The organism is Mycobacterium sp. AT1 (genome assembly GCF_002043095.1).
Lineage (GTDB): Bacteria > Actinomycetota > Actinomycetes > Mycobacteriales > Mycobacteriaceae > Mycobacterium.
Genome location: NZ_MVOC01000017.1, coordinates 47,155 through 71,932 on the forward strand (window position 1 = coordinate 47,155; position 24,778 = coordinate 71,932).

General features: G+C 67.3%; 27 protein-coding genes. 11 read left to right on the plus strand and 16 right to left on the minus strand.

What is annotated here, in order from left to right; genetic code table 11:
• The first annotated feature begins 1 nt into the window (after window position 1).
• The 5 genes from B1790_RS09440 (at window position 2) to B1790_RS09460 (ending at window position 4,776) form a co-directional block, all read left to right on the plus strand.
• A complete protein-coding gene (locus B1790_RS09440; protein WP_079922954.1) occupies window positions 2-1,381 on the plus strand; it encodes a rhodanese-like domain-containing protein in 1,380 nt (459 codons plus the stop codon).
• A gap of 99 nt (window positions 1,382-1,480) precedes the next feature.
• The gene (gene trxA, locus B1790_RS09445; protein ID WP_079922955.1) at window positions 1,481-1,840 is read left to right on the plus strand and encodes a thioredoxin; all 360 of its coding nucleotides are present in this window, start codon (window positions 1,481-1,483) and stop codon (window positions 1,838-1,840) included.
• An 81-nt stretch (window positions 1,841-1,921) separates the two neighbouring features.
• Window positions 1,922-2,215, plus strand: a complete 294-nt coding sequence (locus B1790_RS09450) for a DUF302 domain-containing protein (protein WP_233165036.1) — start codon at window positions 1,922-1,924, stop codon at window positions 2,213-2,215.
• The gene (locus B1790_RS09455) at window positions 2,212-2,985 is read left to right on the plus strand and encodes a sulfite exporter TauE/SafE family protein (protein ID WP_079922957.1); all 774 of its coding nucleotides are present in this window, start codon (window positions 2,212-2,214) and stop codon (window positions 2,983-2,985) included. The genes B1790_RS09450 and B1790_RS09455 overlap by 4 nt, the downstream gene beginning before the upstream one ends.
• Window positions 2,986-3,234: 249 nt before the next feature.
• Window positions 3,235-4,776 (plus strand): alpha/beta hydrolase, encoded by a 1,542-nt coding sequence (locus tag B1790_RS09460; RefSeq protein ID WP_079922988.1) that lies wholly within the window; start codon window positions 3,235-3,237, stop codon window positions 4,774-4,776.
• Between the two features lie 4 nt (window positions 4,777-4,780).
• Here B1790_RS09460 and B1790_RS09465 read toward each other — a convergent pair whose 3' ends face one another.
• Genes B1790_RS09465 through iolC form a run of 7 tightly spaced genes read right to left on the minus strand, consistent with a single transcriptional unit; the run spans window position 4,781 to window position 12,208 of the window.
• Window positions 4,781-5,761: an adenosine deaminase gene (locus B1790_RS09465; protein WP_079922958.1), complete on the minus strand. Its 981-nt coding sequence runs from the start codon at window positions 5,759-5,761 to the stop codon at window positions 4,781-4,783.
• Window positions 5,762-5,771: 10 nt separating this feature from the next.
• The gene (locus tag B1790_RS09470; protein ID WP_233165030.1) at window positions 5,772-6,620 is read right to left on the minus strand and encodes a sugar phosphate isomerase/epimerase; all 849 of its coding nucleotides are present in this window, start codon (window positions 6,618-6,620) and stop codon (window positions 5,772-5,774) included.
• A gap of 20 nt (window positions 6,621-6,640) precedes the next feature.
• On the minus strand, window positions 6,641-7,528 hold the full coding sequence (locus B1790_RS09475) for a sugar phosphate isomerase/epimerase family protein (protein WP_079922959.1): 888 nt from the start codon (window positions 7,526-7,528) through the stop codon (window positions 6,641-6,643).
• A 10-nt stretch (window positions 7,529-7,538) separates the two neighbouring features.
• Complete coding sequence (gene iolD / locus B1790_RS09480; protein ID WP_079922990.1) at window positions 7,539-9,488, minus strand: 3D-(3,5/4)-trihydroxycyclohexane-1,2-dione acylhydrolase (decyclizing); 1,950 nt, start codon at window positions 9,486-9,488, stop codon at window positions 7,539-7,541.
• 2 nt (window positions 9,489-9,490) lie between these two features.
• A complete protein-coding gene (iolB, locus tag B1790_RS09485) occupies window positions 9,491-10,360 on the minus strand; it encodes a 5-deoxy-glucuronate isomerase (RefSeq protein ID WP_079922960.1) in 870 nt (289 codons plus the stop codon).
• A 2-nt stretch (window positions 10,361-10,362) separates the two neighbouring features.
• Entirely contained in the window at window positions 10,363-11,244 is an 882-nt protein-coding gene (locus B1790_RS09490; RefSeq protein WP_079922961.1) for an aldolase, read from the minus strand.
• A complete protein-coding gene (gene iolC, locus B1790_RS09495; protein ID WP_079922991.1) occupies window positions 11,237-12,208 on the minus strand; it encodes a 5-dehydro-2-deoxygluconokinase in 972 nt (323 codons plus the stop codon). The genes B1790_RS09490 and iolC overlap by 8 nt, the downstream gene beginning before the upstream one ends.
• A 153-nt stretch (window positions 12,209-12,361) precedes the next feature.
• Here iolC and B1790_RS09500 point away from each other — a divergent pair, with 153 nt between their 5' ends.
• From B1790_RS09500 to B1790_RS09515, 4 genes are all read left to right on the plus strand, one after another.
• Window positions 12,362-13,093: a GntR family transcriptional regulator gene (locus B1790_RS09500; protein ID WP_079922962.1), complete on the plus strand. Its 732-nt coding sequence runs from the start codon at window positions 12,362-12,364 to the stop codon at window positions 13,091-13,093.
• Window positions 13,094-13,259: 166 nt separating this feature from the next.
• Window positions 13,260-14,252 (plus strand): substrate-binding domain-containing protein, encoded by a 993-nt coding sequence (locus B1790_RS09505; protein WP_079922963.1) that lies wholly within the window; start codon window positions 13,260-13,262, stop codon window positions 14,250-14,252.
• Between the two features lie 17 nt (window positions 14,253-14,269).
• A complete protein-coding gene (locus tag B1790_RS09510; RefSeq protein WP_079922964.1) occupies window positions 14,270-15,328 on the plus strand; it encodes an ABC transporter permease in 1,059 nt (352 codons plus the stop codon).
• 4 nt (window positions 15,329-15,332) lie between these two features.
• Entirely contained in the window at window positions 15,333-16,151 is an 819-nt protein-coding gene (locus tag B1790_RS09515) for an ATP-binding cassette domain-containing protein (protein WP_079922965.1), read from the plus strand.
• A gap of 55 nt (window positions 16,152-16,206) precedes the next feature.
• On the opposite strand, the gene B1790_RS09520 is transcribed toward B1790_RS09515, so the two are convergent.
• From B1790_RS09520 to B1790_RS09530, 3 genes are all read right to left on the minus strand, one after another.
• Window positions 16,207-17,133 carry a dioxygenase gene (locus B1790_RS09520; RefSeq protein WP_079922966.1) on the minus strand — a complete coding sequence of 309 codons (927 nt, stop codon included), beginning with the start codon at window positions 17,131-17,133 and terminating at the stop codon, window positions 16,207-16,209.
• Between the two features lie 174 nt (window positions 17,134-17,307).
• The gene (locus B1790_RS09525) at window positions 17,308-17,700 is read right to left on the minus strand and encodes a class I SAM-dependent methyltransferase (RefSeq protein WP_369832319.1); all 393 of its coding nucleotides are present in this window, start codon (window positions 17,698-17,700) and stop codon (window positions 17,308-17,310) included.
• A 21-nt stretch (window positions 17,701-17,721) separates the two neighbouring features.
• The gene (locus B1790_RS09530; protein ID WP_233165031.1) at window positions 17,722-18,411 is read right to left on the minus strand and encodes a TetR/AcrR family transcriptional regulator; all 690 of its coding nucleotides are present in this window, start codon (window positions 18,409-18,411) and stop codon (window positions 17,722-17,724) included.
• Between the two features lie 62 nt (window positions 18,412-18,473).
• Between B1790_RS09530 and B1790_RS09535 the strand changes: the two genes are divergently transcribed.
• Entirely contained in the window at window positions 18,474-18,950 is a 477-nt protein-coding gene (locus B1790_RS09535) for an SRPBCC family protein (protein ID WP_079922992.1), read from the plus strand.
• Here the strand turns inward: B1790_RS09535 and B1790_RS09540 are convergent.
• Entirely contained in the window at window positions 18,947-19,723 is a 777-nt protein-coding gene (locus tag B1790_RS09540) for a TIM barrel protein (protein WP_198951959.1), read from the minus strand. The genes B1790_RS09535 and B1790_RS09540 overlap by 4 nt on opposite strands.
• 108 nt (window positions 19,724-19,831) lie before the next feature.
• Here B1790_RS09540 and B1790_RS34650 point away from each other — a divergent pair, with 108 nt between their 5' ends.
• The gene (locus B1790_RS34650; RefSeq protein WP_158083800.1) at window positions 19,832-19,981 is read left to right on the plus strand and encodes a hypothetical protein; all 150 of its coding nucleotides are present in this window, start codon (window positions 19,832-19,834) and stop codon (window positions 19,979-19,981) included.
• Here B1790_RS34650 and B1790_RS09545 read toward each other — a convergent pair.
• The 5 genes from B1790_RS09545 to B1790_RS09565 form a co-directional block, all read right to left on the minus strand.
• Complete coding sequence (locus tag B1790_RS09545; RefSeq protein ID WP_079922968.1) at window positions 19,968-20,633, minus strand: hypothetical protein; 666 nt, start codon at window positions 20,631-20,633, stop codon at window positions 19,968-19,970. The two genes, B1790_RS34650 and B1790_RS09545, sit on opposite strands and share 14 nt — an antisense overlap.
• Before the next feature lie 84 nt (window positions 20,634-20,717).
• The gene (locus B1790_RS09550) at window positions 20,718-21,698 is read right to left on the minus strand and encodes a Gfo/Idh/MocA family protein (RefSeq protein ID WP_142271198.1); all 981 of its coding nucleotides are present in this window, start codon (window positions 21,696-21,698) and stop codon (window positions 20,718-20,720) included.
• Window positions 21,695-22,564 (minus strand): sugar phosphate isomerase/epimerase, encoded by an 870-nt coding sequence (locus B1790_RS09555; RefSeq protein ID WP_079922969.1) that lies wholly within the window; start codon window positions 22,562-22,564, stop codon window positions 21,695-21,697. The genes B1790_RS09550 and B1790_RS09555 overlap by 4 nt, the downstream gene beginning before the upstream one ends.
• A complete protein-coding gene (locus B1790_RS09560; RefSeq protein WP_079922970.1) occupies window positions 22,561-23,568 on the minus strand; it encodes a Gfo/Idh/MocA family oxidoreductase in 1,008 nt (335 codons plus the stop codon). Before B1790_RS09560 ends, B1790_RS09555 begins: the two co-directional genes overlap by 4 nt.
• Complete coding sequence (locus B1790_RS09565) at window positions 23,565-24,728, minus strand: phytanoyl-CoA dioxygenase family protein (RefSeq protein ID WP_079922971.1); 1,164 nt, start codon at window positions 24,726-24,728, stop codon at window positions 23,565-23,567. Before B1790_RS09565 ends, B1790_RS09560 begins: the two co-directional genes overlap by 4 nt.
• Window positions 24,729-24,778: the final 50 nt, after the last annotated feature.

The following is a 24,778-nucleotide window of genomic DNA, read 5'->3' on the forward strand; positions in this document are numbered from 1 at the left end:
CATGAAGTTCATTCAGTACTACTTGGATTGTCTGTCGCATGCGTCGTATCTGATCGCTGACGAAACCACCGGGCGCGCAGTGGTTGTCGACCCGCAGCGTGATGCGTCCGAGTATCTGGCCGACGCCGAGAAGCTCGGCCTGACCGTCGAGCTGGTGATCGAGACGCACTTTCACGCGGACTTCCTGTCCGGTCACCTCGAGCTGGCCAAGGCAACCGGCGCAAAGATCGTCTTCTCCTCGGTCGCCGATACCGAATTCGAATCGAAGGGCGTGGCCGACGGCGAACGCCATTCGCTGGGCGAGGTGACGCTGGAATTCCGTCACACACCGGGGCACACGCCGGAATCGCTGAGCATCGTCGTGTACGAACACGCCGACGGCGAGATTCCCTACGGCGTGCTCACCGGCGATGCTCTGTTCATCGGCGACGTCGGCCGGCCCGATCTGTTGGCCTCGGTCGGCTTCACCCGCGAAGAACTCGCCGACAAGCTCTACGACTCGCTGCACGGCAAGTTGATGACCCTGCCCGACGCCACCAGGGTCTACCCGGCACACGGCGCCGGTTCCGCCTGCGGCAAGAACCTGTCCACCGACCTCTGGTCGACCATCGGTGAGCAGAAGGCCACCAATTACGCACTGCGCGCACCGGACAAGGCGACGTTCATGAAGCTGGTCACCGAGGGGCAGCCGCCGGCGCCCGGCTACTTCGTCTACGACGCGATCCTCAACCGCAAAGACCGCGAACTGCTCGACGAGACCAAAATGCCGCCGGCTATGACCTACGACCAGGTCCTCGGTGCGATCAGGGGAGGAGCCGTGCTGGTTGACGGTCGCAGCCCCGAGGAGTTCGCGCTCGGGCATCTGCGCCACGCGATCAACATCGGCCTCGAGGGGCGCTACGCCGAATTCGCCGGATCCGTTCTGCCGTCCGACGTCGACGTCGTGCTCTTCACCGAGCCGGGCCGGGAACTGGAAGGCAAGAACCGGCTCGCCCGCATCGGCTTCGATCGGGTCATCGGCTACCTCGACAAGCCCTACGAGGTGATGTTCGAGAATCGCGATGACGTCCAGGTGGCATCGCGCTTGACTGCCAAGACCTTTGACGAACGTACGGCGCAGATCACCACGCTGCAGATCGTCGACGTCCGCAATCCCGGAGAGGTCGAGACCGGCGCCATCCCGAACGCGATCTCGATCCCGGTGGCCCAGTTGCCCGCCCGGCTTGGTGAACTCGATCCGACCGCACCGACCGTTGTGTACTGCGCCGGAGGCTACCGGTCCTCGGTCGCGGCGAGTCTGCTGCGCCAACACGGCTTCACCGACGTCAGCGACATCCTCGGTGGCTACCGCGCCTGGGAAGACGCCGTCCAAAACGCCTAATCGACAGGCAATCACACGCCGTGACCTGGGGACCTCGCGCCCGATGCTCGCGGGTCAGTACCTCGCTTTCCACTGCAGCAACGACGAAAGGACACCACAATGTCGCCGATCAACCTGACCAGTTCGAACTTCGAATCCACCGTCGCCGACAACGCGGTCGTCGTGGACGACTTCTGGGCTTCGTGGTGTGGACCATGTCGCGCCTTTGCCCCGGTGTTCGACCGTTCCGCGAAGTCGCATCCCGACGTCGTACACGCCAAGATCGACACTGAGGCGGAGCCCGAAATTGCTGGGGCGCTGCAGATTCAGGCCATTCCGACGATCATGGCGTTTCGCGACGGGGTGCTCGTCTACCGCCAACCCGGGGCGATGCCTGCGGCAGCCCTCGAGGATCTGATTGCCGAGATCAAGGCGCTCGACATGGCCGACGTGCGGGCCAAGATCGCGACCAAGCGCTGATGCTCTACGGCCCCGAGGACGAATCCAATGAGCTACCCCAAGACGTGCCCGCGGTGTGCGGGAAGACCGGCTGGGCCGGGTGTGGTGAACACGTCGACGAGCCGAGAGGCACTCCTAGGACAGGGCTTTGGCGTGCTCACTGAGATCGACGTCAAGGCTACGATGAAGGCCAAGCTGAACGAGGACATGGAGAACTATCCAATCCTCGGCGCGTGTAACCCGGCACTCGTGCACCGTGCTGTCGAGGTGGATCGGCAGCTGATGGTGCAGGTGGCCGATCAGCCGGGGCTGCGCGCGGTCGCCGACGACGCGTCGGCCAAGCTGCGCACTGCCGTCGACGAACTGACACAGACCTCGGCGTCGGATCGACGGTGACCATCGGAATCGCCCTCGCCCTGGGCGCCGTGATCGGGGTGATGCTGGGCCTGCTTGGCGGCGGCGGATCGATCCTCGCCGTGCCCGCGCTGGTCTATCTTCTCGGCCTCGACTTGAGCCAGGCGATTCCGATGTCGCTCATCGTGATCGGCATTGCCTCCGCCGTCGGGGCACTGCCGAAAGTCCTTGCCCGTCAAGTCCAGTGGCGACTCGCTGCGATCTTCGCCGTGACCGGCATCCCGGCGACATTTCTCGGCACCGCGATCGGCAGGCACCTGCCGCAGTCAGCATTGCTGATCGGCTTCGCATTGGTGATGGTCATGGCCGGAGTCCGGATGCTGCAGGACAACGGGGACACCGGCACCGCTTGCACCGTTGGAGACCGCGGCGTCGACTGGCGCCGTTGCGTACCTCGGTCGATCCCCGCCGGGTTTGTCGTCGGCCTGCTCACCGGGTTGTTCGGTGTCGGCGGCGGATTCTTGATCATTCCGGCGCTGGTCTTGATGCTCGGTGTGCAGATGCCCGTCGCCATCGGCACCTCGCTGCTCATCATCGTCGCCAACTCCGCTGCCGCCGTGGTTTCCCACCTCGGCGGGGCAGGCGTCGACTGGGCGATCACCACGGCATTCGTGGGTACCGCCATCGTCGGATCGCTGGTCGCGGGCCACTACGGCACCAAACTCGACACCAAGCGGCTGCAGCGTTGGTTCGCTTACCTCGTCTTCGTCGTCGCGGCCTACGTGCTCGCCGACACGCTCTTCCTCCGCTAGAGACACGGGCGGCCCAATGCGCCCATGCCGCACATCCTCTGATCGGTCCGGCCCATCACGTCGAGACGTCGCCCACCCTTTGATGGCTCTCGATGGCGAACCGCCGCCCATGGTCGGTTTCCTCCACCGTGACCTCTCGTCCACAGACGGGTCACCCCGGTGATACCCCGACGCGGTGACGACAACACGGCCAAAGTGAGGCTTCTGCGCTCAGCGACGTTCCAGGGTCCCCATGGCAGCATGTTGCCGATGAGCTGGATTCAAGATCGCGGCGTTGGCCGGTCACTGTTCGTCCTGGCTGCGGTCGCGGTGATAAGTGCGGTGACGGCCGGCTGCGGTGGGACGGTCCGCGGTACGTCGGAGGCCAGTCCCGAACAGGCGGGTGAGACCGTGCAGTGGGGGCCGTGTCAGGTCGCGGCCGGAGGCGACGACGCGGAGCTGCCCGACGGTGCGCAGTGCGGAAAGCTCACCGTGCCGGTCGATTACGCCAAGCCGGACGCCGGCAGCGCCACGTTGGCGTTGATCCGCTTTCCCGCGACCGGGCAGAAGATCGGGTCGCTGGTGATCAACCCCGGTGGTCCCGGCGGGTCCGGGGTCGACGCGGCGATCGGCACGGTGGACGCATTGCCCGCCGAGATCCGGCAGCGCTTCGACCTGGTCGGATTCGATCCACGGGGGATTGGCTCGTCGACGCCGGCTCTGCGCTGCAACTCCGACGCCGAGGCCGACGCCGCGCGCGCCGACCCGCAGGTCGACTACAGCCCCGCGGGCGTCGCCCACATCGAGGACACCGAGAAGAAGTTCGTGCAGCGCTGCGTCGACCGGATGGGCAAGGAATTCCTCGCCAACGTCGGAACCGCCAGTGTCGTCAAGGATCTCGATGCGCTGCGGGCCGCGCTCGGCGACGACAAACTCACCTACATCGGCTATTCCTACGGCACCCTGATCGGCTCGGCCTACGCCGAGGCGTATCCGGACAAGGTGCGGGCGATGATCCTCGACGGCGCCGTAGACCCGGACGCCGATCCGATGCAATCCGACGTCGACCAGGCGGCCGGCTTTCAGAAGGCGTTCGACGACTATGCCAAGGACTGCGCCGAGAGCGCCACGTGCCCGCTCGGCACCGATCCGGCAAAGGCAGTCGACGTCTACCACCACCTGGTCGACCCTCTGGTGGCGAAGGCCGCACCGACCCAGGATCCTCGGGGGCTGAGTTACGGCGACGCGATCACGGGCACCATGAATGCGATGTACTCGCCGACCCTGTGGAAGCACCTGACCCAGGGCTTGACCGAGCTGGCCAAAGGGCACGGCGACACCCTGCTGGAGCTGGCCGACGACTACTCCCAACGCGACGAGCAGGGCCACTACGGCAACATCGGCGACGCCCAGATCGCGATCACGTGCGTCGACCGGCCGCCCGTCACCGACCGCGCGAAGTTCGTCGAGGAGGACCGGCAGATGCGAAAAGTCGCCCCGTTCATGACCTTTGGGCCGTTCACCGGCGACGCGCCGATGGACTACTGCGCATTTTGGCCGGTGCCGTCGACGAGCGCCCCGCACGCGGCGGCCGCGCCCGGCCTGCCGCCGGTCCTCGTCGTGTCCACGACCCACGACCCGGCCACCCCGTATCAGGCGGGGGTCGACCTGGCCAAGGAACTGCATGGCGGGCTGCTGACCTATGACGGCACGCAACACACGGTCGTCTTCGAAGGCGAGTCCTGCGTCGACGAGGCCGCCACCAAGTACCTCGTCGACCGCACCCTGCCCGCGCCGGGCACCACGTGCTGACCGTTTAGCCGTTAGCGATCTCCGCGAGTAACTCGGCCTTGCGGGCACCGTCGGCGAACGAGGCCGTGACGGAGTTGCGTGCCAGGGTCGTCAGCGCCGCCTGGTCGAGACCGAGCGCGTCGCGGACGGCTGTCACGTTGTCGTCCAGATAACCCCCGAAGTAGGCGGGGTCGTCGGAGTTGACGGAGACGTTGAGCCCCCGCTGCAGCATGGCGGGCAGCGGGTGGTCGGCGATGTCGTCGACGACGCGCAGTCGCACGTTGGACAGGGGGCACACCGTCAACGGCGTCTGCTCGTTGACCAACCGCTCGACGAGGGCGTCGTCCTCGAGGCAGCGGATGCCGTGGTCGACCCGCTCGACGCCGAGCAGATCCAACGCCTCCCAGATGTAGGCGGGCGGACCTTCCTCACCGGCGTGCGCCACCAGGTGCAGCCCCTCTGCGCGTGCCCTGGCGAAGACGTCGACGAACTTCGACGGCGGATGTCCCACCTCGGCGGAGTCCAGTCCGATTCCGAGGATCGGCTTGCCAAGTGCGACAACGCCATCGAGGACGTCCATGGCCGACTGGGCGCTGTGGTCGCGCAGCATCGCGATGATCAGACCGCTGCTGACCCCGTGGGTGGCGAGTGAGGATTCGAGCGCCGCCGAAACGCCGTCCATCACCTCCTCAAGGGCGATCCCGCGGCTCAGGTGGGCTTGGGGGTCGAGGAACACCTCGGCGTGGCGGACACCGGCGCGGGCGGCCCTTGCGAGGTACGCGTCGGTCATCTCGGCGAAGTCCACCGCGGTCTGCAGGGTGGCCATGTTGGCGTAGTACAGGTTCAGGAACGACTGCAGATCCGCGAAGTCGTACTGCGCCGAGAGTTCGTCGACGTCGGCATAGGGCAGGTCGATCCGGTTGCGCTCGGCGAGGCGCAGGATCGTCTCCGGTTCGAGGGTGCCCTCGAGGTGCAGGTGCAGTTCGGCGAATGGCATGGGGACCATTGTCGCGGAATTACAGAACGGTCAGCGCCGAGTCCGCCGCGAGCCGCAGTGCCTGATGCACCGGCAGCGCCCGAAACGACGTCGACAGGATCTCCACACCCCACGGCCCGTCGAACTCCAGGTCGCGCAACGTCGCCACCAGACCGACGAGGTCGAAGGTCCCGTCACCGCACAGCACGCGATGGTCGACGGTGTCGTCGAACAACGTGCCGACGATCTCTGGTGCCGCGTCGTCGAGTTCGACGCCGAAGATCATCTCGGGTCGCAGTGCGGCGCGGAGCTCGGCCAAGGACGTGTCGGCCCGGAAGACGTGCCAGGCGTCGACGAGCAGTCCGGCCGCGGGATGGCCTGCTGCCGAGACGATCTCGGCACCCATCGGCACCGTGGCGATCGCCGAGAAGGGCATCGTCTCGATGGCGACCTTGGTCCCGTGGTCCGCGGCCTGCTCGGCGAGTTCCCGCAGGGGTGCCGCGAGGGCGAGTGGGTCCGTCGTCGGCGGCCCGTTCTCCGAGCCGATCTTGATCATCACCGGACGTAGGACGTCGGCCGCCTCGAACAGCAGGTCGCGGACGTCGTAGGTGTGCCCCGGTGCGCCGCGCGGGATCCACCAGCGCTCGAGCAGTTCGATCTCGACGTGGGGCAGGCCCGCGTCGGCGATCACGCCCTTCAGCGCGTCGAAGCCGATGGCGTCACGGATGGCGACGAGGTCGTCGGTGATCAGCCCGAACCCGCAGAACCCCGCGTCGGCGATCGCCCTGACGCGCTCGGCGATGGGCACCGGGCTGGTGGCGGGGGTGCGCATCGGCGAGGTGTCGCCGGCGCTGGTCCACGCGGTCGCCACCAGGCGTGGTGTGGTCACCGAATCCTCCAAATCTGGGTCTAGTGCGTGTACTTGGCGACGTAGTCGGTCATGGTGGCGAGCTGGTAACGCGACACCTCGTGTGCGTTCTCGTCCTCGGCGAACACCGAGGACACCAGCACGGTGTCGGGACGGTCGTAGAACCCGATCTCGGCGAGCCCGGAGAAGAACTCGTCCCAGTCGACGTCACCGTCGCCGATCTTGAGGTGCTGGTGCACCCGGGCCGCGTTGCCAGGGGGATTGGTGATGTACCGAAGCCCGTGGCTGCGATGGTGGTCCATGGTGTCGGCGACGTGGACCAGCCGAAGTTTGTCGCCGGCGGCCCGCATGATGTCAATCATGTTCGAGCCCATAGTGCCCCCCATGTGAAAGGCGTGGCAGGCGACGAAGACCATGCCGAGGTTGGGGGAGTTGACGCCCCGGATGATGCGCACCGCTTCCAAGCCGTCCTCGACGAAGTCGTCCGGGTGCGGATCGATGCGGACGTCGATGCCCTCGCGCTCGAAGATCGGCATCAGTTCCTCCATGGACCGGAAGAACGCCCGCTCGGATTCCTCGGCGCGTTCCGGCCTGCCGGAGAATTCGGTGTTGATCACGTTGACGCCGAGGTCGACGGTGATCTGGATGACGCGCTTCCAGTTCCGGACGGCCGCTTCCCGCGCGTCCTCGTCGGGGCCCGACCAGCGCAGCACCGGGAGGACCGAGGCGATCCCCACGTTCGCGCGCTCGCACGCCTTGCGGAACTTGGCCACCAGATCGTCGTCGGCCCGCGGGTGGTTGTAGAACGGGATGAAGTCCCGATGCGGGGTGAGTTGCAGGTGTTCGAAGCCCAATTCGGCTACTACCCGCGGGAATTCGAGAAGCTCGTAGTCATGGTGGAACGGGGTGGGGTCGAGTGCAATCTTCATGGTGAGCCCCTCAGCTGCCAGACGGTCGGACGAACGGCCGCTGGATCTTCTTCCAGTCCGAGTACGTCTGGTATGCGGTCCTGGTCGACTCGAGCGTGGACGTCTCCGATACCGGTACGTCCCACCACGATTCGCTGTCCGGGGCGAAGACCAGCGGGTCGGTCTCGACGTGGATCACCGTCGTCCGGTCGCTGGCCTTGGCGACCTTGACCGCGTCGGTGAACTCGGCGGCGGTGACGACGCGGATCACGTCGGCGCCGAGACTGGCGGCGTTGGCGGCCAGGTCCACCGGCAGCTTGTCGCCGTCGAGACGACCGTCGCCGCTGCGGTAGCGATACGCCGTGCCGAAGCGCTGAGAGCCGAGCGCCTCGGAAAGGCCGCCGATGGACGCGAAGCCGTGGTTCTGCACCAGCACGACGATGATCTTGACGTTCTCCTGCACCGCGGTGACCAGTTCGGTGGCCATCATCAGGTAGGAGCCGTCGCCGACCATGACGAACACGTCGCGGTCCGGCTCGGCCATCTTGGCTCCGATGCCGCCGGCGATCTCGTAACCCATGCAGGAGTAGCCGTATTCGACGTGGTACCCCTTGCGATCCCTGGTGCGCCACAGCTTGTGCAGATCGCCGGGCATCGAACCGGCGGCGCAGACCACGACGTCGCGGGGCTCGGACAACGTGTTGACCAGGCCGATCACCTGGTTTTGGTTCAGCGCCACGTCGTCGTCGAGCTTGTACACCGCGGAGACGGTGTCGTCCCATTCCTTCGCGAGATCGGCGGTGCGCGTGCGGTACTCGTCGTTCACCGAGTAGTCGCCCAGTGCGACGCCGAGCGCCTCGAGGGCCTCGCGGGCGTCGGAGACGACGCTGACGCCACCCTGCTTGACGGAGTCGATCGACGCGACGTTGACGTTGACGAACTTCACGTCGGGGTTGTTGAACGCGGTCCGCGAGGCGCTGGTGAAATCGCTGTAGCGGGTACCGATTCCGATGACGACGTCGGCCTCGGTGGCCAGGGCATTGGCCGCGGTGGTGCCGGTGGAGCCGATGGCGCCGACCGACTGGGGGTGGTCGTAGGGGAGTGCCCCCTTGCCCGCTTGGCTCTGACCGACGGGGATGCCCGTCTTCTCGCAAAACGCGGCAAGGGCGTCGGACGCGTCGGAGTAGATCACGCCACCGCCGGCGACGATGAGCGGCTTCCTCGCCGCGCGGATGACCTCGGCGGCCCGCGCGATCACCGATCGTTCTGGGAGCGGCCGCGAGACGTGCCACGTGCGTTCGGCGAACAGCGACTCCGGCCAGTCATGGGCCTCGGCCTGCACGTCCTGGGGGATTGAAACCGTGGCGGCGCCCGTCTCGACGGGATCGGTGAGCACCCGCATCGCGCCGAGCAGCGCGGCGGGCAGTTGCTCGGGCCGCCACACCCGGTCGAAATACCGGGACAGCGGCTTGAACGCGTCGTTGACGGTGATGTCCCCGGAGGACGGCAGCTCGAGTTCCTGCAGCACAGGCGAACTCGCCCTGGTGGCGAAGGTGTCGGCGGGCAGCAGTAGGACGGGCAACCGGTTGATGGTCGCCAGGGCGGCGCCGGTCAGCATGTTGGTCGAGCCGGGTCCGACGCTGGCGGTGATGGCCCAAGTCTGCAGCCGGTCCTTCTGCCGGGCGTAGGCGACGGCGCTGTGCACCATGGCCTGCTCGTTGCGGGCCAGTACGTAGCGCAGGCCGGGTTCGGTACCCGTCTCGATTGCCGTGAGCTCGTCCTGCAGCAGGGCCTGTCCGAGGCCGGCGACGTTGCCGTGTCCGAAGATGCCGAAGGCTCCGGCGAAGAACTTGGTGCGGGTGCCGTCGTGCTCGACGTACTGGTTGCCGAGGAACCGAATGGTGGCCTGCGCGACGGTGAGTCGTACGGTGGGCTCGCCGTCGGCGATCTTCTCGGCTCGTTTGGGTGCGGTGGAGACCATGGTCATGCTCCCTTCGGGGCGTGCAGCGGTAGGCGGGGGTCGACACTCTGGTCGTCCCAAGTGCCGCGGAGCCATGCGTGTTCGGGGTCGTCGACGATCTTCCAGGCGCGTTCGGCGCCCGGTCCGGCCATCACGTTGAGGTAGTACATGTGGTAGCCGGGGGCGGCGACCGACGGGCCGTGATAGCCGTGCGGCACCAACACCACGTCACCGGTGCGGACCTCTTCGAGCACCTCGATCGGCCGGTCCGGCGTGCCGTACACCCGGTGGTAGCCAAATCCTCTGGAACCGTCTGGGCCAGGCGCGATCTCGAAGTAGTAGATCTCCTCGAGTTCGGACTCGGTCGGCGTGTTCTGGTCGTGTTTGTGGGCGGGGTAGCTCGACCAGTTGCCGCCGGGGGTGATGACCTCGCAGGCGATCAGCGAGTCGGCCTCGAACACGCCCGCGGTGCCGAAGTTGTGCACCTGCCGACTGCAGTTCCCCGCGCCCCGCAATTCGACCGACACGTCGGCGGCGGCCACGCGGCGGTTGGGGAACGATCTGTTCGCGCGGGCACCGCAGATGGCGAACCTGCCCTCGCCGGTGATCCGATACTCCTGCTCGATGCCGAGGTAGACCATGTCGGACGGGCCGTCGAAGACCGAGTTGCGTTTCGCCAGTTCGAACGTCACACCGTCGCACTCGACGCTGCCGCCGCCGGCCAGCGGAAGGATCATCACCTCGGTGCCGCCGGTGTGAAGCTCGGCGGACTGGGTGTCGTCCAGTTCGATTACCTGCAAGGAGGATTCGGTCCAGCCCGCTGACTTTGGGGTGACGTCGACCGTATAGGGCAGTTCGGCGCTGCGGGCCGGGATGTAGAGCTTGCTGTTCATGGTTACCTCACCATCGAAACGGCGGTCGCCACGGCGGAACTCACGTCGTCGTCGGCGGGGTAGAGCAGGGTGCGGCCGACGATGAGCCCGCGCACCGACGGCAGGCCGAGGGCCTTCTCCCAGGACGCGAACGCCTCGTCGGGGTCGGCGGGATCACCGCCGAGCAGCAACGTCGGCATCGTGGTCGACTCCATCACGCGATCCATCTCGGGGACCACGGGCAGCTTCATCCACGTGTATGCCGACGTCGAACCGAGGCCCTGGCCGATGTGCACGGACTTGATGACGGCGTCGGGGCTCAGGTCGTTGTGGACCTTGCCGTTGACGCGGCTGGACATGAACGGCTCGAGCATGGCGATGAGGCCTCGCGCGGCGAGCTCGTCGACGGCTCGTGCGCACGCCGTCATGGTCGCGACGGTGCCGGGATCGTCGAGGGCGATGCGGCACAACATCTTTCCGCCGTTCATCTTCGCGGCGGCGGTGGACTCGGCGGTGGCGCCGGTCATCCGGTCGTCGAGCTCGAACGCGGCGCCGGCCAGGCCGCCGCGGTTGAACGACGAGAACACCACCTTGTCCTCGAGGGCACCAAGGAGCAGGAGGTCGTCTAGGATGTCCGAGGTCGCGAGGACGCCGTCGACTCCGGGCTCGGCGAGCGCGGCGCGCAATCGGTCCAGCAGATCGGTGCGGCTGTTCATCGCGGTGGGGCGGTTGCCAACGGCCAATGCGCCGCGGGCGGGGTGGTCGGCGGCGACGATCATCAGCCGACCGTCACCACGGATGGTCGGGCGCGTGGTCCTGGTGTCCCAGGCGCGGGCGACGGCGCCGGGGTCGGCAGCGCGCAGGTCGGTGACGGCGGCGTAGTCGGAACAAAGAGCGCTAGACATTGACGGCGTCCTCGGCGGTCTTCTCGGCCAACTCGGCGACCTCGGCGGCGGTGGGCATGGCGGTCGAGCACTCGAGCCGCGACGCCACGATGGCGCCGGCGGCGTTCGCGTAGCGCAGCGTCTTCTCCAGCGGCCAGTCGTGCAGCAGACCGTGAATGAGGCTGCCGCCGAAGCTGTCTCCGGCACCGAGGCCGTTGACCACGTCGACGTCGTTGGGCGGCACGGTGACCGACGAGTGCCTGGTCTTGCCGAGCACGCCGCGGGGGCCCTGCTTGACGATCGCCAATTCGACGCCGAGGTCGAGTAGCGCGTCGGCTGCCTTGTGCGGGTTGGTCTCGCCGACGGCGATCTCACATTCTTCGCGGTTGCCGACGGCGACGCTCACGTGCTGCAGTGCGCGCTGCACTTGCTCGGTCGCGGCGGCGGCGTTCTCCCAGAACATCGGTCGGTAGTCGAGGTCGAGGACCGTCAGCGGTGCCCGGTTCCGGGCCTCCCACGCGGCGAAGTGCGCGCTGCGGCTCGGCTCTTCGGAAAGCCCCGTGACCGTGGACCAGTACAGCCGCGCCGATCGGACGGCGTCGGCGTCGATCTCATCGGGGGTGACTTGCAGATCGGGTGCGCTGGGCTTGCGGTAGAAGTACAGCGGGAAGTCGTCCGGCGGAAAGATCTCGCAGAAGGTGACCGGGGTGGGAAAGGCGTCATGCGTTGCGACGTAGCGGTTGTCGACCCCGAGCCGACCCAGCTCGGCGCGGACGAAGCGGCCGAAGGGATCGTTGCCGACGCCGGAGATCAGCGCCGCGCGGTTGCCGAGCCGGGCGGCGGCGACCGTCACGTTGGCGGCGCTGCCGCCGAGGAACTTGCCGAAGGACTCGACCTCCTCGAGGCCGACGCCGATCTGCAGGGGGTAGATGTCGACGCCACTGCGACCGATGGCCAGCACGTCGAACGGCTCTGAGGTGGACAAGTCGGCTCCCGGGTCGGATGGGCTGAGGCTCCCCACGACTGTGCCCCCCGTCACTCCGGTCTGTCAAGAGTTTGTCCTGACATTCGGACTTGCGATCATGCCGGTGTTACCCTTGGGCCCAGTCTTGCCTGGTCACCCGAGATTGGAGTCGACGTGCCCCTGGAGGTAGAGCTCGACCGCTCGAGTCCCGTTCCGCTGTATTACCAACTGGCGCAGGCGATCGAGGCGGCCATCCGGGACGGACATCTGGTGCCGGGCGACCGGTTCGAGAACGAGCTCGACCTCGCCAAGCGTCTCACCCTGTCGCGGCCGACGACCCGTCGCGCCATCCAGGAGATCGTCGACAAGGGCCTTTTGGTGCGCAAGCGCGGCGTTGGCACCCAGGTGGTGCAGAATCCCGTGCACCGTCGCGTCGAGCTGACCAGCCTCTACGACGACCTCGCCCGAGCGGGTCAGGAACCCACCACTGAACTGCTCGACTACCAGGTCGGCCAGGCCGAGGACGAGGTCGCGACTCAGCTCAGCCTCGCCAGCGGCCACGAAATCGTGACCATCCAGCGACTTCGGCGCGCCAACGGCGAGCCGCTCGCGGTGATGGTCAACTACCTGCCGATCGAATTGGCCCCGGAGGCCGACGAACTGGAGCGCAGCGGCCTATATCAGGCGTTGCGCGCCCGCGGTGTGCACATTCGCCTTGCCAGGCAGCGCATCGGCGCCCGACCCGCGACGCGGACCGAGGCCAGGCTGTTGACCGAGAAGGCCGGTGCCCCACTGCTGTCCATGAGCCGGACGGCCTTCGACGACTCGGGCAAAGCCGTGGAGTACGGCGACCACTGCTACCGCGCGTCGCGGTATTACTTCGAGACCACGCTCGTCGACCGCTAACCGTCCGCACGCCGGCCGTCCTCCAAAGACGGCTGGCTAACTTCGTCGCGCCAGCGGTCAAATGACCTGCAGTCCTAATGTCCGAACAAAGTGTTGACTTTCGGCTGTGACCCGTATTACATCGTCTCAAGGCCGTGTCCCACGGCACCCGCAGACAGGAGAAACGATGAAGTTTGTTCGGCTGGCAGCCGCCGCTGGAGCCGGGGTAATCGCCCTGGGGCTCGTGTCGTGTTCGAGCTCGGGTGGCAAGCCCGAAGGGTCGGGCGAGGGCTCGGGTGGCGGCGGAAGCGTCGACACGCCGCGCATGACGGTCGCGATGATCACCCACGAGGTGCCCGGCGACTCCTTCTGGGACCTCATTCGCAAGGGTGCCGAGGCCGCGGCGAAGAAGGACAACATCGAACTCCGGTACTCCAACGATCCCGAGGCGCCCAACCAGGCCAACCTCGTCCAGAGCGCGATCGACAGCGGAGTGGACGGCATCGCGGTCACGCTCGCCAAGCCCGACGCCATGGCGCCTGCGGTGAAGGCGGCCGAGGCCAAGGGAATTCCCGTCGTCGCGTTCAACTCCGGCTTCGACAACTTCAAGTCGATGGGCGTTCAGGAGTACTTCGGGCAGGACGAGCGGCTGGCAGGAATCGCGGCCGGCGAGAAGCTCAACGCCGACGGCGCCAAGAAGGTCGTCTGCGTGATCCAGGAGCAGGGCCAGGTCGCCCTCGAAGCGCGCTGCGCCGGAGTCAAGGAGGGCTTCAAGGGCCAGACCGAGATTCTGAACGTCAACAGCAAGGACATGCCGTCCGTCGAGGCGACGATCACCGCGAAGCTGCAGCAGGACCCGACCGTCGACCACATCGTCGCGCTCGGCGCACCCATCGCGCTGACCGCGGTCCAATCGGTCGGCAACGCCGGAAGCACGGCCAAGATCGTCACCTTCGACACCAACGCGGCACTCGTCGACGCCATCAAGGGCGGTCAGGTGCAGTGGGCGGTCGACCAGCAGCCCTACCTCCAGGGCTACCTCGCCATCGATTCGCTGTGGCTGTTCGTCACCAACAAGAATCTGATCGGCGGCGGTGAGCCGACGCTGACCGGACCGTCCTTCATCGACCAAGGCAACATCGACGCCGTCGCCGAGCTGGCCAAGGCCGGAACTCGCTAGAAACGGAGATGCCAGACATGACGATGCAAGCAGACCTGAACGTGGGGGGCCACGCGGTCGTACGCGATGAACGCGTCAAGGAGCGAAATCGGCTGCAGCGACTGCTGATCCGCCCCGAGATGGGTGCCGGTATCGGTGCCATCGGCATCTTCGTGTTCTTCCTGGTCGTCGCGCCACCCTTCCGCGAGGCCTCGTCCTTGGCCACGGTGCTGTATGCCAGCTCGACGATCGGCATCATGGCCTGCGGCGTGGCGGTGTTGATGATCGGCGGGGAGTTCGACCTCTCCGCGGGTGTGGCGGTGACCTTCAGTTCGCTTGCCGCGTCGATGCTGGCCTACAACCTGCACCTGAATCTCTGGGTGGGAGCGGCGCTGGCACTGGCGCTCGCACTGGGCGTCGGCTTCCTCAACGGCTTTCTGGTGATGAAGACGAAGATCCCCAGCTTCCTCATCACGCTGAGTTCGTTCTTCATGCTGGCCGGCATCAACCTCGCGGTGACCAAGCTGGTCGCCGGTCAGGTGGCCACCCAGAGCGTCGGCGACATGTCCGGCTTCGCCTCGGCGCAGAAGGTCTTCGCGTCGTCGTTCAACGTGTTCGGGGTCGGCATCCGCATCACCGTGGTGTGGTGGCTGATCTTCACCGCGGTGGCGACGTGGGTGCTGTTCAAGACCAAGATCGGCAACTGGATCTTCGCCGTCGGCGGAGACGCGGACAGTGCGCGCGCCGTGGGTGTTCCGGTCACCAAGGTCAAGATCGGGCTGTTCATGTTCGTCGGGTTCTGCGCCTGGTTCGTGGGCATGCACCTGCTGTTCGCGTTCAACACGGTGCAGTCCGGCCAAGGCATCGGCAACGAGTTCTTCTACATCATCGCCGCAGTCATCGGCGGCTGTCTGCTGACCGGTGGCTACGGCACGGCGATCGGCGCGGCCATCGGTGCGTTCATCTTCGGGATGACGAACCAGGGCATCGTCTACGCCGGGTGGGACCCGGACTGGTTCAAGTTCTTCCTCGGCGCGATGCTGCTGTTCGCGGTGATCGCCAACAACGCCTTCCGTAACTACGCAGCGAAGAAGTGATCCCATGACCACCACAGTCGAGAAGCCAAGCCACGACGCACCTTCCGGTGGCAAGGTGCCGCTGGTCGAACTAAAGAACGTCGGCAAGTCCTACGGCAACATCACCGCGCTCAAGGACATCTGCCTACGCGTGCACGCCGGCGAGGTGACCGGAATCCTCGGCGACAACGGCGCAGGCAAGTCCACGCTGATCAAGATCATCTCCGGACTGCATCAGCAGACCGAAGGCGAGTTGATCGTCGACGGGGAGTCTGTCAAGTTCGGTTCACCCGCCGACGCGTTGGCCAAGGGCATCGCCACGGTGTACCAGAACCTGGCCGTCGTCCCGCTGATGCCGGTGTGGCGCAACTTCTTCCTCGGCCAGGAGATCCGCAAGAAGTCGTTCCCGTTCTCGTTGGACGCCAACGCGATGCGGGCGACCACGCTGACGGAGCTGTCGAAGATGGGCATCGAACTACCCGACGTCGACGCGCCGATCGGCTCGTTGTCGGGCGGTCAGCGCCAGTGCGTCGCCATTGCCAGGGCGGTGTTCTTCGGGGCGCGGGTGTTGATTCTCGACGAGCCCACCGCGGCGCTGGGCGTCAAGCAGTCCGGGGTCGTGCTGAAGTACATCACCGCGGCCAAGGAGGCCGGCTTCGGCGTCGTCTTCATCACGCACAACCCCCACCACGCGCACATGGTGGGCGACCACTTCGTGTTGCTCAACCGCGGTCGCCAGAAACTCGACTGCGCCTACGACGACATCACGCTGGATCACCTCACGCAGGAAATGGCCGGTGGTGACGAGTTGGAGGCGCTGACTCACGAGTTGGGCCGCAAGTAGGTCGGCACCCTCGACACTCCCCGGACCCCGTCGGCCGCAATTGGACGGCGGGGTCTCAACGCTCGGGGGCGAGGACGATGTCGAAGCGGGCACGCGACCAGGGCTGGGCGAGGTCGCGTCCGTCGGGGGTGGGGGTGCCGGCGGGTTGCTCGGTGAAGTCGGTGATCAACGATTCCTTGACCCCGAAAACGGTGTCTCGGTCGAGGAATTCGTCGCCGGCGACGAAGATGTGGGTGACCAGGGTGCGGTGGCCGGGTGCGGCGACCATGAAGTGCAGATGTGATGCGCGCATAGGTGAGCGACCGGTGGCGTTGAGCATGCGGCCCACGGGTCCGTCATGGGGGATGGGGTACGGCGTGGGGGTGAGGGCCCAGAAGCGGTATCGGCCGTCGTGGTCGCTGAACAGATGAGCTCTGGCCATGACCCGGTCGTCGTCGTACTGAACGTCGTAGAAACCGTCCTCGTCGGCCTCCCACACCTCTATTCGGGCGTCGGGGATCGGTTGCCCGTCGACGTCGGCGACGGTTCCCTCCACCCAGCACGGTTGTCCGGCGGCCCCGCCGGAGACGTCGCCTCCCCGTTCGATGCGCGGCGAGTTCTTCGTGAAGAACGGGCCGAACACGGTTGCTTCGGTGGCACTGCCGTGGGCGACGTTGTTGACGTTGACGGTCTGCATGGAGGCGCCCAGGACGTCGGAGAGCAGGATGAACTCGTGGCGACGATCGTCGGTCATGTGCCCGACCTCGGTGAGGAATTCGATCGCGGTGGTCCATTCGGCCTCGGTGAGGCGGACGTCGCGGATGAACGCGTGCAGATGCCGGACCATTGCCGTCATCAGCAACGTCAGTCGCTCGTCGTTGCAGCCGGCGAATGATTCCATGACGGTGCGGGTCAGGTGTTCCTCGATCTCGCTCTGGTGACCCGAGACGCCCGTCTCGTCGAGGCGAGGGGAGCCCTCTTGGCGTGAGTGTCGTTGACCCATGGGATGTCTCGGTTTCGTCGTCGATGGAGGCTGGGAATGTCGCGCTGAGCGACGACCGCTACATCAGAGCCGACCCTCGACGAACACGCTGTTAGGCACGGGCGCGTCGACGTCGCTCGGGAGTGTCCGGCCGTAGCCCGCCATCAGCTCGTCGGCGCCAATGGCCGTGACCTTCTAGCCATGTGCGCCAAGCCAATCGGTGACCTCGGTCCGTTTTCCGTCGTAGAGCAACTCGCCGACGTCGACGAGCCGGGCGATGGGTTCGAGCCCGGCTGCCGGGATGACGGACTGGCCCACACCGGCGGCGGCCGCATCGAGGAAGAACTCGTCGAAGTACTTGGTGCGCGAGCCGATGTAACTCCTCATCGACTCAGTGCGCTTCCCGAAGTCGGTGTCGACTTCGGCCAGCTCGGCTGGGGGCTCGTCGCTCAGGAAGATCTTCCAGACGCCGTCACCGGCCGCGTCCAGGAACAGTCGCGCGAACGGGTCGTCGACGGCGACGCCGAGCGCCGTGACGCCGACGCTTTCGTTGACGTCCCACGTGTCGTCGTCATCGGTCCTGGCCATTGACGGTTCCTTCCGCCGTCGTTATCTAGTACCGCTATCCATTGTGCTCCCCGGACCTGGCAACGCAGGCACGGCTGGGACGAGGTCGGCCAGTTCGGCACGAACCTCGACCACCCGTTGTCTCATGGCCTTCGCGGTCAGGGTGGCGTCACACCGCCCGAGGGCGACCTCCATCCCGACCTCGCGTGACGCACATGCCAAGGCCGACAACCAGACCCGCATCACCAGCCAGGGTCCGCGGGCCTCGGGGTCGACGCCCATCCGGCGCGCGACCGACTCGAGCAGCCCCTGGTGCGTGGTGCCGATGGCCAACGGACGAAGGGCGGCCGACTCGCCGATGACCAGCAAGGCTCCGGCCAGCAGGCTCGGGGTAATGGCATGTCTGCCAGCGTGCACGTCGTCCAGCATCCGCAGATGGGACTGCACCAGGGCGTCGAGTGGGGGCACGTCGGGATTCACGTCGTCGAGGTGGGCGAGTGCGGTCTCGGCCATGTCCTGGATGACCGAGAGGATCGCGGCTTCCTTGGTCGGGAAGTAGCGGGAGAACGTTCTCGGCGAGACGTCGACTGCGGCGGCGATCTGTTCGACGGTCGCATTGGCGAAGCCGTGCCGTCGGCTCAACTCGACGGCGGCTCCGACGAGCTGAAGGCGGGTGCGCAGCCGCTTACGCTCCCGCAGACTTGTCGGCACTCCGTGGGCGGCATCGGTCACGCCTTCGAGGTTACGTGCGAGACGGGTGTTGCACCTTGAACCAATGGGGGTATGTGGCGGACATGACCACTTCAACAGTGACGACAGTCGACGCAGGCCCACGCCGGGTGGCGCGCCGGGTTCAGGTAAAGGCCCCGGCGGCGGAGATCTTCGCCATCGTGGCCGATCCGCACCGCCATCCCGAACTCGACGGCTCGGGCACGGTCCGCGACGTGGACGTCAAGGGGCCGCACCACCTCGCGGTCGGAGACAAGTTCACCGTGGGGATGAAGCAGTACGGCGTGCCCTACAAGATCGTCTCGACCGTCACCGACGTCGACGACGGCAGGGTGGTCGAGTGGCAGCATCCGCTCGGGCACAAGTGGCGGTGGGAGTTGGCCGAGACTACCCAGGGTGACGGCCTGGTCACCGAGGTCACCGAGACCTTCGACTACAGCACCGCCAAGGTGCCCTTGATGATCACCGCGTTCGGCTACGACAAGAAGAACGCCGACGGCATCACCGCGACGTTGCAGCGCCTCGCCGAACGATTCGGCTAGACGGTGAACGCCGCCCGGAACGCCTCGAGCGCGTCGACGTCGTCGCCCGACGCGTAGCCCTCCAGCCCGACCGTGCCGCGATAACCCATGTCCCGCAACGTCTTCGCGATGGCGGGATAGTAGATCTCGCCGGTCCCTGGCTGACACCTGCCCGGCACGTCGGCCACCTGCACCTCACCAATGGCGTTGCCGCAGCGGCGAACCAGCTCGATGAGGTTCCCCTCGCCGATCTGTGCGTGGTAGAGGTCGAGCATCATCTTGACGTTGGGATGGGCGACGCCCTCGATCAGCGCGAGAACGTCCTTGGCGCGGGCCAACGGCACCCCCGGATGGTCGACGACGGTGTTGAGGTTCTCCACGCAGAACGTCACGCCCGCAGACGCACCCAACTCGCCCAGTCGTTCGAGCGTGCGCACGGCGGTGGCCCACATCGCCCCGGTGGCCCGCAGGCGGGGACGGGCGGGCAAGCCGTCGACGAGTTCGGCGGTATGGAGGTTGAGCCGGGTAACCCCAAGCGTCTCAGCGGCCTTGACGCTCAACTCGGCCGTCCTGATGACCTCGTCGGCCGTCTGCGGGTCGATCAGGTCGCCGTGTAGGTATCCCGTCATGGAGGTGAACGTGGCCCCCGTCGCGGCCAGTGCGGCCAAGTCCTTGTCGTGCCAACTCCAGATCTCCGCGGCGAAGCCGAGATCGTGAATGCGGCGCACCCGCTCGACGATTGGAAGGTCGGTGAACACCATCTCGGCGCTGACGGCCAGTTCGAAGTCACTCACGAAGTCAGCCTAGTGCTCGGCCGAGTTGGTCGACCGTTCATCGGCATGACGTCCTCCGGTGACCCGCGCCACCACGCATCATTACCGCCGAGACGGCACAATCGACACATGGACGTCGACCACCAACGAGCGGTACGCACCGCGGCTTGGCGTGACCCGTTGAGCCTGTCGTTCCGCGCGCACCGCCGGGTGTTGCTGCTCCGCCTGCGCTGGCACGAGCGCGCCGCCACCCGGCCGCGCACCCCTACGGCCGACTGAAGATGCAGTGGGCGTTGCCGCCAATGGGTTCCTCGGCGACTACCTTGCCGTCGAGGGTGATCCGGCACCCCGGCCCCGGGGTGTCCCGCCCGACGGCGACGACCTGAAGCAACTGCACGTCGGACCCGACCTTCATCACGCGTGAGAACGGAAGAGTCGTGTGGTCCGCCACCAACGAGCCCGCCGGATCGGTGTCGATGCTGAACACCTCGCCGGGACCGGTGACCTCGAACCTGACGGTCGACTGACCCGGCGTGCTGGCGGGGCCCTGCGAGCCGGAGGCCCTGCGTGACGCGGCGGCCGCGTTGTCGGCCAGGGTCGCCGACCGGACCGCCGGGGTGACGCAGACGGTGTCCCCGTCGAACGCCTCGCGCCAGACGTAGCCCTGGGAGCAGGATTCGGGGCCGGAAGCCTGACTCGGGTCCTTGTTGGCCCCGGCGTTGGCGTTCTGCTGGGCGACCTGGTCCCGGGTGGCCGGGGTGACGCAGACCGTGTCGCCGACGCGGGCCTCCCGCCAGACGTACCCGCTGACGCAGGTGTCCGGCCCGTACGGCAGGGGGTCGGCGACCGCGGGCGACGGGAACGCACCGGCGACGATCCCGAGCGCGGCGGACAGTGGAACGAGTTGCGACAGCTTCGACGTGGTCTTCATGGGAGAGCCCCTCGGCGGTGGTGGAGTTGTGAGCGGACGTCGCAACTTTGTCTCGCCGCAGGGGTCGTCGGCGTGAGTAGTGGACTACCTGGAAACCGACGCCGCCCGGTACGCGTCGTCGACGAACGCCATGTTGGCGACCGCGTCAGCCGTGCCGAACGGCAGCGCGGTGCCCCGCTCGACGTGCGCGGCGAACGCCTCCAACTGGTACGTGTAGGACGCTCTGGTGCCGAGGTGTTCGACCGTGGTGCCCGCGGCGGTGGTGATCGTCAGCCGGTCGTCGGTACTCGGGCTGATGAAGTCGTGCACCAGCAGGTCGCCCGCCGTCCCCGCGATGTGGATCGTGAACGAACGGTGGTCGCCCACCATCGAATTCGCGGTCAGCCCGGTGGCGCCGCCAGGGAAGCCGAGTTCGACGTCGCACCAGGCGTCGACGCCAGGCGTGCGCTGCTCGGCGTGCGCCCGCACGATCGACGGTCGGCCCTCGATGCCGGGACCCGCGAGGCGACCCAGTGAGCGCATGACGTGCAGCCCGTAACAGCCCAGGTCCATCAGCGCCCCGCCGGCCAGGTCGAGGGACCAGCGCGGATCGTCGTCGGCCGGCGGCTCCATCGTCATCCTGACCTCGACGTGGGTGACGGTGCCGATGGTGCCGTCGCCGGCAAGCTCGAACGCGCGCTGGGTGACCGGGTGGAAGAAGTAATGGAAGCCCTCGAGCACCGTCACACCCGCCGCGTCGGCGGCCTCGGCTACCCGCTGAGCCTCGGCTTCGTCACGGGCGAAGGGCTTTTCGCTCAACACCGGTTTGCCCGCCGCGATCGCCGCGAGATTCCACGGCGCGTGCAGCGAGTTCGCCAGGGGGTTGTAGACGACGTCGACCTCCGCGTCGTCGATCACGGCCTGGTAGTCGTCGACCACCCGCTCGACGCCGTACTTCTTCGCGAACACCTCAGCCCGTGACTGGTCCCGCGCGGCCACGGCCACCAGGCGGTGGCCGAGTTCCGCCGCGGGACCGACGATTGCGGCCTCGGCGATCCGCGACGCTCCGAGAATCCCGATCCTCACGCGGTGATCTGCCTCAGGTATGCCACACTCGCCAGGACGTCGCGCACCGGACCCTCGCCTGCCGGCTCGCCGTCGAGGATCGTGTCCTGCTCCAGCACGAACCAACCGTCGAAACCGTTGTCCCGCAGCACCGAGACGATGCCCGCCACGTCCACGTCGCCGGTGCCGAGCGGGGTGTACATGCCCGCCTTGACGGCCTCGGTGTAGGTCAGCTCACCGGACTGCACCTTCGCCGCCAGTGCGGCGTCGACGTCCTTGAGGTGGGTGTGGGCGATGCGGTTCGGCACGGCCTTCGCCAGTTCGAGCGGGTCGGTGCCGCCGATCAGCAGATGACCGGTGTCCAGGCACAGCTTGATCGACGAGCCCTGCAGCACTCGGTCGACGTCGGCGCGCGTTTCGACGATGGTGCCGACGTGGGGATGCAGCACGGCGAGCAGGCCCCGCTCGGCGACGATGGCGGCCAACCGGTCCAGGTTGGCGACCAGCCTCGCCCACTGGGCGTCGTCGAGCACGGGCCGGGAGTCGTAACCGTCGGCTCCGGTGGCCGCGGCGAGCACCACGACGCCGGCTCCGGCGGCGACCAGGGATTCGAGTGGGCCGGCAAGGTCGTCGACGGGGTCGTGGTCGTCGGCGAACAGGACGACGGGCACGAAGCCGCCGACGCAGGCCAGATCCTTCTCTCGCAGAACGTCTTTCAGTTCGTCGGCGTCGGTCGGGAGGAAGCCCTCCGGTCCGAGTTCGGTAGCCGTCAGCCCGGCGCCGCGCATTTCGGTCAGCACCCGGTCGGGGTCCAACTGGTGGCCCCAGCCGGGCACCTCGCAGACACCCCAGGAGATGGGGGCTCCCGCGATCTTGAGAGCACTCACGAGTTGCGCACCTCCGCGATCGTGACGGGCGTGCCCCGCTTGAGGGATTCGGTGGCGGCTTCGGCCAGCCACGCGACCTCGACCGCGTCGGCGACCGTCGCGCCCAGGACCGGGCCGCCCTTCGTCACCTCGACGAACGCGGCCAGCTCGGTGCGGAACGCCTCGGTGAAGCGGTCCATGAAGAAGTGGTGGGCCGGGCCCTGCGGAAAGTCGTTGCCTGGATCGGTGTTTCGCAGCGGCACACCCTGATCCCAGCCGGCGGCGACGCTGTCCTCGAACCCGTGGACCTCGAGGCGGCAGTCGTAACCACGCGCGTTGTAGCGGGCGTTGGACACTACGCCGAGCGCGCCGCCGTCGAACTTCACGATCACTGCGGCGGTGTCGACGTCGCCGTAGTCGGCGAACAGCGGGTCGCCCTGCACGGTTCCGGTGGCGTAGACCTCGACGGCGCGCTGTCCGGTGATCCAGTTGAGTACGTCGAAGTCGTGCACCGCGCAGTCGCGGAAGATGCCGCCCGAGCCCTTGATGTAGTCCAGTGGCGGGGGAGCGGGGTCCATCGTGGTGCTGCGCACGGTGTGCAGCTTTCCGAGCGACCCGTCGTCGACGGCGCGCTTGGCCGCTGCGAACGCCGCGTCATACCGGCGTTGGTAGCCGACCTGCACGGGCACGCCGGAGGCCAGGATGGCCTCGGCGACGCGGGCGCTCTCGACGGCGGTCGAGGCGATGGGCTTCTCGCAGAACGTGGGAATGCCCCGCGCGACGGCGGCCAGGGTCAGCTCGGCATGCGCAGGCGTGGCGGCCGCGACGACCACGCCGTCGACGCCGGAGGACAGCAGCTCGTCGACGGTCGCGACGTACTTGGCGCCGTGCTTGGCGGCGACGGCCTCGGCGACGTCGCCGCGCTCGTCGGTGATCACCAGCCCGTCGAGACCCGCTAGCCCGCTGAGGGTTTCGGTATGGAATGCGCCGATGCGGCCCAGTCCGATTACGCCGAGGGTGGTCATGCATTTCTCCTTGTCGTGTGTTCTGCGAGTGCTTCGTCGAATGCTCGTGGGGTGAGGCGAGAGGCCAGTGCGGCCAGTACGACGTCGACCTGGCTCGGCGGCGCGAGGCTGCCGATCGGTTGGTCCCGGTCGAGGTTGGTGGGGAAGGCGTAGCCCTCGGCCGTCGCGTTGACCGAGTTGCGGATCTCGCGGTCGGAACGCCCGGCGGCCTTCATGGCGAGCAGGGCCGGGTAGGTGGCGCGGATCATCGCGGTGCGGTCCATCGCCTCCATCGCCCGGCCGAACGGTGACGAGATCTGCAGCAGGTTGGCCATCCGGCGGATGTCGGTGGAGGTGTTCGCCCCCGCTCCGTGCATCAGTGCGGGGTTGAAGAACACCGCGTCGCCCTTGCGCAGCGGCACCTGCACCATGCGGGTGGCGAAGAAGTCGACGAATTCCTGCCCGTAGAACGCGATGTAACCGCCCGCGAATTTCTGCGAGTGGGGCAGCAGCATCGTCGGGCCGCTCTCCAACGGCATGTCGCAGTGCGCGACGGCGCCCTGCAGGGTCAGGACGGCCGACATGCGGTGCATGTGGGCGGGGTAGGCCGCCAGTTGATCGGCGTCGACGAAGCCGAGGTGGTAGTCGCGGTGCGGAACCTGCGGGGCGCCACCGGGATTGACGACGTTGACCTGTGAGGTGACCTGGTAGCGCGGGCCGAGCCAGGCCTCGCATACGAGGGCGAGTGCGTCGTTGGCGTAGTACTCGGCGAAGACCTCGGGATCGTGCAGCGCCAGCTTCTGGGCGGCGTTCCAGATGCGGTCGTTGACGCCGGCCTTGCCGAAGTGGTCACCGGCCGCGGAGCCCGCGGCGCGCTGCGCCTCGATGAGCGCGGTGAACGCCTCGCTGGCCCGGTCCACCGTCGGGTGGTCGAACGCGCCCTCGAAGACCACGACTCCTGGTCCGTCGGCGAGTGCGTGGATCAACTCGGTCTGCAGGGCGCGGCGGTCGGCGGTGGCCACGGTTTGGGCGGAGTAGACCAGGACGCCCTGGCGGACGTCACTGGCGAGCGGGTAGTCGCCGGCGTCGGTCGGGGTGGCGACCAGCGCGCGGAACTCGTCGAGGCCACAGTCGGCGTCGTCGATCCACGCCCGGTGCGTAGTGGAGGTGGGAGCAGCCATGCCCGTTAGTCTTGTTGTGACCCGCGCCGCAATCAACACCAAAAACCCGT